The organism is Streptomyces anandii JCM 4720 (assembly GCF_014650655.1).
Taxonomy (GTDB): domain Bacteria; phylum Actinomycetota; class Actinomycetes; order Streptomycetales; family Streptomycetaceae; genus Streptomyces; species Streptomyces anandii.
The window spans coordinates 363855-373318 of sequence record NZ_BMVJ01000004.1; the positions used below are offsets into that span (position 1 = coordinate 363855).

Annotated in this window: 10 protein-coding genes and 1 pseudogene; 5 read left to right on the forward strand and 6 right to left on the reverse strand. The window is 73.2% G+C overall.

Features of this window, described 5'->3' with window-relative positions; all coding sequences use genetic code 11:
* The coding region (locus tag IE249_RS10315) for a TetR/AcrR family transcriptional regulator (RefSeq protein WP_229858005.1) at positions 1-639 on the reverse strand (639 nt) is incomplete at its 3' end.
* 235 nt (positions 640-874) lie between these two features.
* Here IE249_RS10315 and IE249_RS10320 point away from each other — a divergent pair.
* Positions 875-2095, forward strand: coding sequence for a metallophosphoesterase (locus IE249_RS10320; RefSeq protein WP_189704467.1), 1221 nt, complete (start codon positions 875-877; stop codon positions 2093-2095).
* A gap of 76 nt (positions 2096-2171) precedes the next feature.
* Here the strand turns inward: IE249_RS10320 and IE249_RS10325 are convergent, their stop codons facing one another.
* The 5 genes from IE249_RS10325 to IE249_RS10345 all read right to left on the reverse strand — a co-directional run bounded on the left by IE249_RS10325 (position 2172) and on the right by IE249_RS10345 (position 6025).
* A complete protein-coding gene (locus IE249_RS10325) occupies positions 2172-4316 on the reverse strand; it encodes a SpoIIE family protein phosphatase (RefSeq protein ID WP_189704468.1) in 2145 nt (714 codons plus the stop codon).
* A 220-nt stretch (positions 4317-4536) separates the two neighbouring features.
* Positions 4537-4869, reverse strand: a complete 333-nt coding sequence (locus IE249_RS10330; RefSeq protein ID WP_189704469.1) for a DUF3140 domain-containing protein — start codon at positions 4867-4869, stop codon at positions 4537-4539.
* Positions 4870-4874: 5 nt separating this feature from the next.
* Positions 4875-5105, reverse strand: coding sequence for a hypervirulence associated TUDOR domain-containing protein (locus tag IE249_RS10335; RefSeq protein WP_189704470.1), 231 nt, complete (start codon positions 5103-5105; stop codon positions 4875-4877).
* A 330-nt stretch (positions 5106-5435) separates the two neighbouring features.
* Entirely contained in the window at positions 5436-5690 is a 255-nt protein-coding gene (locus IE249_RS10340; protein ID WP_229858006.1) for an alpha/beta hydrolase, read from the reverse strand.
* A complete protein-coding gene (locus tag IE249_RS10345) occupies positions 5687-6025 on the reverse strand; it encodes a hypothetical protein (protein ID WP_229858007.1) in 339 nt (112 codons plus the stop codon). The genes IE249_RS10340 and IE249_RS10345 overlap by 4 nt, the downstream gene beginning before the upstream one ends.
* Positions 6026-6046: 21 nt before the next feature.
* Between IE249_RS10345 and IE249_RS10350 the strand changes: the two genes are divergently transcribed.
* The 4 genes and pseudogenes from IE249_RS10350 to IE249_RS36845 form a co-directional block, all read left to right on the forward strand.
* The gene (locus tag IE249_RS10350) at positions 6047-6271 is read left to right on the forward strand and encodes a hypothetical protein (RefSeq protein ID WP_229858093.1); all 225 of its coding nucleotides are present in this window, start codon (positions 6047-6049) and stop codon (positions 6269-6271) included.
* Positions 6272-6431: 160 nt separating this feature from the next.
* Positions 6432-8030: an oleate hydratase gene (locus tag IE249_RS10355; protein WP_189704471.1), complete on the forward strand. Its 1599-nt coding sequence runs from the start codon at positions 6432-6434 to the stop codon at positions 8028-8030.
* Between the two features lie 116 nt (positions 8031-8146).
* Complete coding sequence (locus IE249_RS10360) at positions 8147-8911, forward strand: crotonase/enoyl-CoA hydratase family protein (protein WP_189704472.1); 765 nt, start codon at positions 8147-8149, stop codon at positions 8909-8911.
* A 212-nt stretch (positions 8912-9123) separates the two neighbouring features.
* Positions 9124-9464 (forward strand): annotated as a pseudogene (locus IE249_RS36845) (hypothetical protein); the annotation flags it as partial.

Consider the following 9464-nt stretch of genomic DNA (forward strand, 5'->3'; position numbering starts at 1 on the left):
ATCGGCCGGCGTGGGACTCGAAGTCCGGGAGGAACATTCCTCCGGTGCGTGGGCCACGCCGCCGAGCGGAGCGAGGCAGCGGCGCACCAGTACGAGCGTGCGCTCCGTGACCGTGTCGAGCGGAGCGCCGCCTTCGACGGCGGCAAGCGCGGTGTGCAGCATCCCGGCGATCAAATCCGCCGTGAGCGCGGGCTCGGGGGCACCGAGCTGTCGGACGGCCGCGCGGAACGGCTCGACTTGTTCCAGGTGGAGTTCCCTCAGCCGGTCCTGGCAGGCCGGAGGGAGGCCGGCCCCCATGAGGGCGGCTGCGGGCCGGTGTGCGCCTTCGGCGCCGAGGCGGAGGCTCTCCCTGAAGAACGCCTCGACGCGTTCGACCGGGCCGTTCGCGGCGGCCATGGCGCGGGTGAGCGCCTCGTCGGAGCGCCGGAAGGCTTCCTCCGTGATGGTGGCCAGCAGGGCCGCCGAGGAGGTGAAGTACTGGTACACGCTGGAGCGGGCCAGACCCGCGCGGGCGCCGACCGCTGCCGGTGTGACGGCGGCGGCGCCCTCGTTCACCAGGATGTCGATCGCCGCCCTGATCAGCGCCTCGCGCTGCTGAGCACGGTGTTCGGCGACGGTCGAGGCGTTGATCTTCGGCATGCGGGAGGGACTCCTGGGTGACGAACGGAGCCGGGAGCGAGGCGCCGGCCCGCCGGCCCGGTCAGGACAGACGGCCGTCGACCATCTCGTACACCCGGTCGGCAGCGTCCATCATCGGCATCCTATCCCGTGTTACCGACGCGCCTGTCGGCACCCGGATGCGACCGGATACAGTGCGTGGGACGGCGGCCCGGCCGGGGAGAGGAAGCCGGCAGCCCGGTCAGGGGGAGGAAGCATGACCACGACCAGCAACAACCCGCCGGCCGAGGGGGAAGCGCAGGCACCGCGGCGGAGCCGGCTGCGCCGCCTGATGCGCTACATCCCGCTGATCGCGCCGGTCCTGCTGTGGGCCGTGCCCTGTGGGGTGCTCCTGTACACCGGCCAGCACTGGCCGCTGTCCGTCACCGTGGTCGCCACCGTCCTGTTCGCCTTCGGCCTCATCGGCATGCCGCTCGCGATGGCGCGCGGCCACGGCCGGCGCCAGCAGGACCGGGCGGCGATCGTCGGTGACACCCTGCTGGGCGCCGGCTGGGTTCTGTTCACCTGGTCCGTTCTGCTCGGCATCCTCTTGCGGCTCGCCCTGACCGTGGCCGGCGTCGGCGAGAGTCAGGACCGGGCCCGGATCGTCACCTGGGCCGTCCTCGGTGTGACCGCCACACTGCTCGCCTGGGGGCACACCGAAGCCCGTCGCGTGCCACGCGTGCGCCGGCTCGACGTGCCGCTCCCGCGACTGGGTGCCGGGCTGGACGGCCTCCGCGTCGTCCTCGTCACCGACACCCACTACGGCCCGCTCGATCGCGCCCGCTGGTCGGCGCGGGTGTGCGAGACGGTGAACTCCCTGGAAGCCGACCTGGTCTGCCACACCGGCGACATCGCGGACGGCACGGCCGAACGCCGCCGCGCCCAGGCGGCCCCCCTCGGTACCGTGCGGGCCACCCGGGCCCGGGTGTACGTCACCGGCAACCACGAGTACTACAGCGAGGCCCAGGGCTGGGTCGACCTGATGGACGAGCTGGGCTGGGAGCCGCTGCGCAACCGCCATCTGCTGCTCGAACGCGGAGGCGACACCCTCGTCGTCGCCGGCGTGGACGACGTCACCGCCGAGTCCTCCGGGCTGGCGGGCCACCGCGCCCACCTCGCCGGCGCCCTGAACGGTGCCGACCCCGGCCTGCCCGTGCTGCTCCTGGCGCACCAGCCCAAGTTCGTCGACCGGGCGGCAGCCGCAGGCATCGACCTCCAGCTCTCCGGCCACACCCACGGCGGCCAGATCTGGCCCTTCCACCACCTGGTCCGCATCGACCAGCCCGCGCTCGCCGGCCTGAGCCGCCACGGCGCCCGCACCCTCCTCTACACCAGCCGCGGCACCGGTTTCTGGGGACCGCCGTTCCGCATCTTCGCCCCTGGGGAGATCACCCTGCTCACGCTCCGCTCCCCGCATCCGGTCACCTCGCCCTGACACGGCGCTGCCGGCAGATCCGTCCGGAGCAGTCCGCGAGCCGGGGGACGCGGCGGCAACACGCGCTTCCCGGCGTTCAGCGGGTCCAACCGCCCGGCTCGGCGGCTCGGTCCTGCAACAGCAGGACGGCGACGTCGTCGGTCCGCTGCCCGGCCGTGCCCACGTCACTCACGAGATCGTCGATGAGCAGGTCCAGATCCCGGTCGTCGGCGTGCGCGAGATGCCGCGCGAGGCCGGCGATGGAGTCGTCCAGGTCGGCACCGGGCCTCTCGACGAGACCGTCGGTGTAGAAGGCGAGGATCATCCCGGGAACGAGCGCGACCTCGGTCACGGGGAACACGGCGTCGTCGACGATGCCCAGGAGCGGTCCTGGCGGGACGTCGAGGGGCCGCGTGTCGCCGCCGGGGAGGCGCAGCAGTGGTGGCGGATGGCCGGCGCTGGCCAGGGTCACGCTGCGGCGGGAGAAGTCGAGGCGGGCGTACAGACAGCTGGTGAACAGGTCGGGGCCGAGGTCGGCGAGGAGCCGGTTGGTCTTGGTGAGAACCTGGTCGGGGAGCGTGCCGAGTGCCGCGTGGGCATGGACGGCGGTACGCACCTGCCCCATGAGAGCGGCGGCGGCCGCGTTGTGGCCCTGCACGTCGCCGATGACGGCCGCGGCTGCGGTGTCCCCGAGGCGGACCAGGTCGTAGAAGTCACCGCCGATGTCCATGCCGCGGGTGGCGGGCATGTAGCGGGCGGCGACCGCCAGGCCGTCGACCTCGGGCAGGGTGTGCGGGAGCAGTGCCTCCTGCAGGCCCCGGGCGAGCTCGTGTTTCGTGTCGTACAACCGGGCACGGTCGAGGGCCTGGGCGATCAGCCCCGCGAGCGACGTCATGACGGCGCGCTCCTCGGCCCGGAAGTCGTGGGGGTGGTCGTACGACAGGACGCAACAGCCGACCGGTCGGCTGGAGATGATCAGCGGCAGGAAGGCCCAGGCGTGTGCGCCGCTGACCTCCAGGGCCCCCGGATAGGTGCGCCGCATCTCCTCCCGGTCGGCGAAGAACTCCGGGATTCCGGTGCTGAGGGCGCGCCCCGCCGGGGTGAGACGCGTGTCGAGGGGCAGACCGTCGAGGCGCTCCACGGTCTCGGCGGAGTAACCGCTGTGACCGGTGATCCTCAGGCGACCGCCCTCGGCGGCCGACAGCACCAGCCCCTGGGCGCCGAAGGCGGGGACGATCTGGTGGGCGACCACGTCGATCACGTCCTGGACGCCGACGACCTCGGTGAGCGCGGCGGCCAGGTGGGTGAGCTGGTAGAGCTGCCCGGCGCGAGCGGGTGCGACGCCGTCCGGCGACCGGTGGGCCTGCGCGGGCGGAGGCTCCTCACCGGTGCTGACGATACGGACGCTGATGCCGCTGGCGTCCGGGTACAGGTGGAACTCGAGCCACTGGTCCGGTGGGCGGCACGCGGTGAAGGCCACCGGCGCACGGCTGATCACCGCGGCACGGTAGCGGTCCTCGTACGCGGGGTCGTCCATCCAGCGCAGGGACTGCCATGGCAGCGTGCCCAGCAGCCGGCCGGCTTCCACCCCGAGCAGCTCGCAGGCCCCGGCGCTCAGGTAGGTGAAGCGTCCCTCCAGGTCCAGGGCGCAACTGCCGCCGGGCAGTCGCTCGACGAAGTCGGCGACGGCGGCCTCCGGGCTTGCGGAGGGGCGGCCGGTTCCCGCGGGGACGACACGTGTACCCCCGCCGGGCGTGACCGGGGGCCGGCCGCGCTCGGCGGCCTCCTCCAGTGCCCGGGCCACCCGCCGGCAGCTGGACACGATGTTGGCGCGCTCCCGCGCGGTCATGTGCTGCGGACGGGTGGCCGGCCACATCAGCAGCAGGGCACCCCACCGCTGTGCCCCTGCGACGGGCGCGGCTGCCAGCGCCATCGGGTAGGGAAGCACCATCGCGGTGCGCGGATACGAGCGGACCATCTCCCCCTGGCTGCCCACCCACACCGGACGGTCTTCCCGGACCGCGTCCGCCACGGGTGCCGGAGCGGCCAGCGGAACCGTCGTCCACGGCTCGGCCAGCTCGGCCCCCGCCCCGCACAGCACGTCCAAGTGCAGCAGCTGCTCCTCCGGGGCGAGCAGGTACAGGGCGCCGATGGACGCGCCGGTCCGGCGCACCGTCTCCGCGAGGACGGCATCCAGCTCCGCACTGTCCGTGACCGGGCCGCCCGCGCCCGTACTGGTCACCAGGCACCTCCAACATCACTGGGACGACTCCCGCGCGGCTCCCCGTACGGCTGCGGAAGACCTCGGGGTTCGCCTGCACACGGTCACACGCCCACGGCCAGGTCTGTAGGGCAAGGCTATGCCCGTGCCGAGTGACGGGCACGCCGCCATGTGTCCGGCCCGCGGCCCGCAAGCGGCGGGACCGGCTTCGCGCGAGCGGGCCTCCCTGTCCGCGCTCGTGTCAGGCCGGCGGGTCGTGGCCCCAGTTCATCAGGGAGTGCCTCCACCGGGTGTCCGTCAGGTCTCCCGGGGGACGCTGGGCCAGATGCCGGCGGACGTAGCCGACGACCTTGCGCATGTGCCGGTAGTCGTCGTCGCAGAGGTCGCTCTTCTTCGTCCGGAGGATCTTTGTGATGCGGCGGCCGGAGGCATGTCCGGTGGACTCCTCCCCGGCCTTGTGCTGCCCGGCACTGCGCGACTCGTCGGACGCCAGCCACTTGTCCAGCTCGGCCGGTGTCATGTTCACCAGCTCACGGAAGTCGTCCCAGGTCTCCTCGCGCTCCTCGTCGTCCACGCGCCTCATTCCTTCTTTCGCAGCGCCGACGGCTTGTGCACCGCGGACCTGCCGGACTTGTCGCTGCGGACCTGGTACTGCGGGTCGTCCGGCGACGCGTCCACCGTCCGGCCGCCCGCCTCCGTGCGCTCGGTGATCTTCTTCTCGACCGTGCCCTCGGCCTCGCTGCCGTGGCTCCTCCAGGCGACCTTGTCGCCCTTCTTCAGCTTCTTGCCCCCACCCTGGCCCTTCGCCATACGGACTCTCCTTCGAGGAATACGGGACTGTCCTACCAGCGTGATCGCCCAGTGCCCGCCTCGCAGCTTGTGACCGGCTGAGGGATGCCGCCACGGCCCGGCCGAGGAGGCGCCCGGCGAGGTCGACGCCCGTGACCGCGCCGCTGACGTCGCGGGAGCGACCTGCCGGGCTCCTCCCTCGTCGTACGGGACCGGCTCCGCCGTCTTCTCGACTACGCCGAGGTGGTGCTCGAGCGCCCATCGCACGGGAGTGGTGCGCTGCGGGTGCCGGACTCCAGCACGCGGTGTGGCGAGCAGCGCCCCACATATGTCCGCGCGGTGGCGGGCGGCTCAGTGCACCGTGGTGATGACGCCGGCGCTGTGGGCGACGAGCAGGACCGGCCCGTCCAGGGGCGCCAGGGTCGCGGCCGGACCGGCGACTTGGGCGTCCAGGCGGAGCCGTTCCCCGGCCGCCGGCGGCGGGACGGTGCGGACGACCCGGCCGGCCTCGGTGAGACGTCCGGCCAGCACGGTCTGCCAGTGGTCCGTGACGTGGTCGCGCAGGCCGGGGACGATGACCACGGTGCTCATCCCGGTGACGGTCATGAGGGGACCTCCGTCGGGTGCTCGGCCTCCGCCTTGGTGGTGAGGCCGGCCAGACGGAGGAGGTCGCGTTCGTACCAGTGCCTGCCGACCAGGAAGACCAGTGTGGCCGCGACCGCGACGAGGGGCACGATGCACAGGGCGCCCAGCAGGCCGAAGCGGTCCGCGAGCGCGCCCGTGACCGCGGGGCCGGGGGCCAGCCCGAGCAGGCTGTTGGCCAGGGTGAGGGTCGCGAACGCGGTGGCCGCTACGGAGGCCGGGGTCAGGTTCGCCACCATGGCCGCCGCGGGGCCGGCGGAGCCGGCCGACAGCAGGCAACCGACGGCCAGTGCGAGCAACGGCCCCGGCCCGGTGGGCAGTTGGAAGGCCAGGGTCAGCGCGAGGAGGGCGCCGAGGCTGCAGCCGGCCGCGACGGCCCACCCTGTTCGGCCGCGCCGGAGGCGATTCGCGACTACGTCAGGGAACGCGTCGCGGCCTACAAGTATCCGCGGACCGTCAGCCTCACCGCCGAACTTCCCAAAGGCCCCACCGGAAAGATCCTCAAGCGGGAGATCACCGTCCCGCCGCCACCGGTCCGCTCGTGATCCTCACGTCTGCCGGGCACGTTCCCGTGCGCGGGCCCTTCAGCCCGTGGGCCGGGACGGCCGGCCTCTGCCGGGCGGGGCGCCGTGCGGATTGACTCGGACGCGGATCACTGGGATCACCCGCCGCCCGCGGCACCGGGCGGCAGAACGGAGGGACGTCATGTCCGACGCTCCACGCCAGCCACGCGCCCATCTCGTCGGCGGCGGCATCGCCTCGCTCGCGGCCGCCGCCTTCCTGATCCGGGACGGGCACTTCCCCGGCGAGCACATCCGCGTCCTGGAGGAGCTGCCGGTGGCCGGCGGCTCCATGGACGGCCGCGGCGGCCCCGCCGAGTCCGCCGGCTACGTCACGCGGGGCGGGCGGATGCTGGAGGAAGAGGCGTACACCTGCCTGTGGAACCTGCTGGAGACGATCCCCACCCTGACCGACGAGAAGGTCTCGGTGCGCGAGGAGATCCGTGAGTTCAACGCGAAGTGGCCCACCTCGGCGAAGGCACGGCTGATCGGCCGGGGCGCCACCGTGCTCGACGCCTCCGACTACGGGCTCGACCTCCGCGACCGCATGGAGCTGGTGCGTCTGCTCGTACTGCCGGAGGCGGCGATCGGGGCGCGCCGGATCGAGGACTTCTTCTCCCCGCACTTCTTCGCCACGAACTTCTGGACGATGTGGCGCACCACCTTCGCCTTCCAGAACTGGCACAGCGCGGTCGAGCTGAGGCGCTATCTGCTGCGCTTCATGCAGGAGTTCCCGCGGATGCACACCCTCTCCGGGGTGCGCCGCACCCGCCTCAACCAGTACGACTCGGTCATCCGGCCGCTGCGCGCCTGGCTGGAGGACCGGGGCGTGCGCTTCGAGCACGGAGTGCGGGTCACCGACGTGGACTTCGAGACCGACCGGGACGGCACCCGGCGGGTGCGGCGCCTGCACCTGGAGCGTGACGGGAGGCCGGAGACCTGCGTGCTGGCCGCCACCGACCTCGCGTTCCTCACCCTCGGCTCGATGACCGCCGACGCGGCCTACGGCAGCGACGACACCGCGCCCGAGCTCATCCGTGACCGGCGGGACGGCGGGTGGCGGCTCTGGGAGACCATCGCGGGCAAGGCCGGCGACTTCGGCCGCCCGGCCGCCTTCCACGGCAACGTCGACGAGGCGAAGTGGGAGTCCTTCACCCTCACCATGCGCAGCCCGCTGCTGCTGCACCGCATCGAGGAGTTGTCCGGCAACCTGCCCGGCACCGGCGCGCTGATGACGTTCAAGGACTCCGGCTGGCTGATGTCCGTGGTGGTCCCGCACGCCCCGCACTTCGAGGGCCAGCCGGAGGACGTCTACACGCTGTGGGGCTACGGGCTCTTCGTCGACGCCGACGGCGACTTCACCCGCAAGCCCATGGCCCGGGCCACCGGCCGGGAGATCCTCACCGAACTCCTCGGCCATCTGGGCATGTCCGGCAACGAGGAGCAGGTCGCGGCGACGACGACCGTGATCCCGGTGATGATGCCGTACATCACCAGCCAGTTCGCCCCGCGCACCGCCCACGACCGGCCGCTGGTCCTGCCGCGCGGCGCGGCCAACTTCGCGTTCCTCGGGCAGTTCACCGAGATCCCGGAGGACGTGGTGTTCACCGTCGAGTACTCGGTGCGCGGCGCCATGCACGCCGTGTACGGGCTGCTCGGTCTCGACCTGGAGATCCCCGGCATCCACCACGCCCTCGCCGATCCGAGGACGGCCTTCGACGTGCTCGGCGCGGCCCTCGCCTGAGCCGCCCGCGCATGACGAACGACGGCCCGGTGCCCGCGGGGAGCACCGGGCCGTCCGGCTGGAAGGGGTGACGCGGGAGTAACCTGCCGGTCCCGTCACGTCGAAGGAGACCCAGCATGCCGGTCCGGATCGAAACTCAGGGACACGTGACCACGGTGGTCCTCTCCCGGCCGGAGGCCCGCAACGCGGTGGACGGTCCGACGGCGGCCGAACTCGCCGACGCGTTCCGCTCGTTCGAGGCGGACGACGGCGCACGGGTGGCGGTGCTGTGGGGTGAGGGCGGCACGTTCTGCGCGGGCGCGGACCTGAAGGCGATCGGCACCGGCCGGGGCAACCGGGTGGCGGAGGAGGGTGACGGCCCGATGGGACCGACCCGGCTGCGGCTGTCGAAGCCGGTGATCGCGGCCGTCGCCGGGCACGCCGTGGCCGGCGGCCTGGAACTGGCGCTGTGGTGCGATCTGCGGGTGGCCGAGGAGGACGCCGTGTTCGGGGTGTTCTGCCGCCGCTGGGGCGTGCCGCTGATCGACGGCGGCACGGTACGCCTGCCCCGGCTGATCGGCACCGGCCGCGCCCTGGACATGATCCTCACCGGGCGCGCGGTCCCGGCCGGGGAGGCGTACGGGATGGGGCTGGTCAACCGTGTCGTGCCCAGGGGCCGGGCCCGCGCCGAGGCCGAGGAACTGGCCGCCGCGATCGCCGGGTTCCCCCAGGCGTGCCTGCGCTCGGACCGGGCCTCGGTGCTGGACCAGGAGGGGCTGGAGGAGGAGGCGGCGATGCGGGGCGAGATCCGGCACGGCATGGGTGTGCTGGCCGAGAGCCTGGAGGGCGCCGCCCGGTTCGCCTCGGGGGCGGGACGGCACGGCTCGTTCTCGGAAGAGTGAGCCGGGCGGCGCAGCGTGGCCGCCCGGCCGAGGGCGGCCAACTCCCCATTGCCTACGGGGCGGCCAACTCACCATCGCCTACGGGGCCGGCAACTCTCCATTGCGTAACGGTGTTCGGGAAGAGCGGCAAAGGCGCGGTGCCGGGGAACCGCCCGCCTCTATAGTGACCGCCGACCGGCACCGCTCCTCGACCGCCGCCCTGGGGAGGGCAGTTGTTACTCGTACGTCCCGGGTACGACCCCGCCGGTCACGACGCGGAACTGCGCACCGCTCTCCAGGACCTGCGCACCGGGCGCTGGGTGGCCATGCGCGACCTGCTGGAGCGGACCACGGCCTGGGAGCTGTGGACCGCACGCACCCAGGTGCTGGGCGTCGCGGCGGCCGGCACCGACGCGGTGCGGGCCTGGCGGGCGGAGGAGCCGGAGAGCGTACCGGCGGCCGTGATGCACGCCCGGGTGGCGGTCGAGCGCGCGCTGCGCGCGCGGCGCCGGCGTCACCGCCGTACGCACGAACTGTGGATAGAAGCCTGGGACGCGAGCCACACCGCCACCCG

What these genes read in the sequence shown, in the direction of transcription:
- IE249_RS10320 (WP_189704467.1), top strand. Translation starts at nt 875, where the DNA reads ATGACCACGACCAGCAACAACCCGCCGGCCGAGGGGGAAGCGCAGGCA.
- IE249_RS10335 (WP_189704470.1), bottom strand. Translation starts at nt 5,105, where the DNA reads ATGGCGAAGGGCCAGGGTGGGGGCAAGAAGCTGAAGAAGGGCGACAAG.
- IE249_RS10340 (WP_229858006.1), bottom strand. Translation starts at nt 5,690, where the DNA reads ATGACCGTCACCGGGATGAGCACCGTGGTCATCGTCCCCGGCCTGCGC.
- IE249_RS10355 (WP_189704471.1), top strand. Translation starts at nt 6,432, where the DNA reads ATGTCCGACGCTCCACGCCAGCCACGCGCCCATCTCGTCGGCGGCGGC.
- IE249_RS10360 (WP_189704472.1), top strand. Translation starts at nt 8,147, where the DNA reads ATGCCGGTCCGGATCGAAACTCAGGGACACGTGACCACGGTGGTCCTC.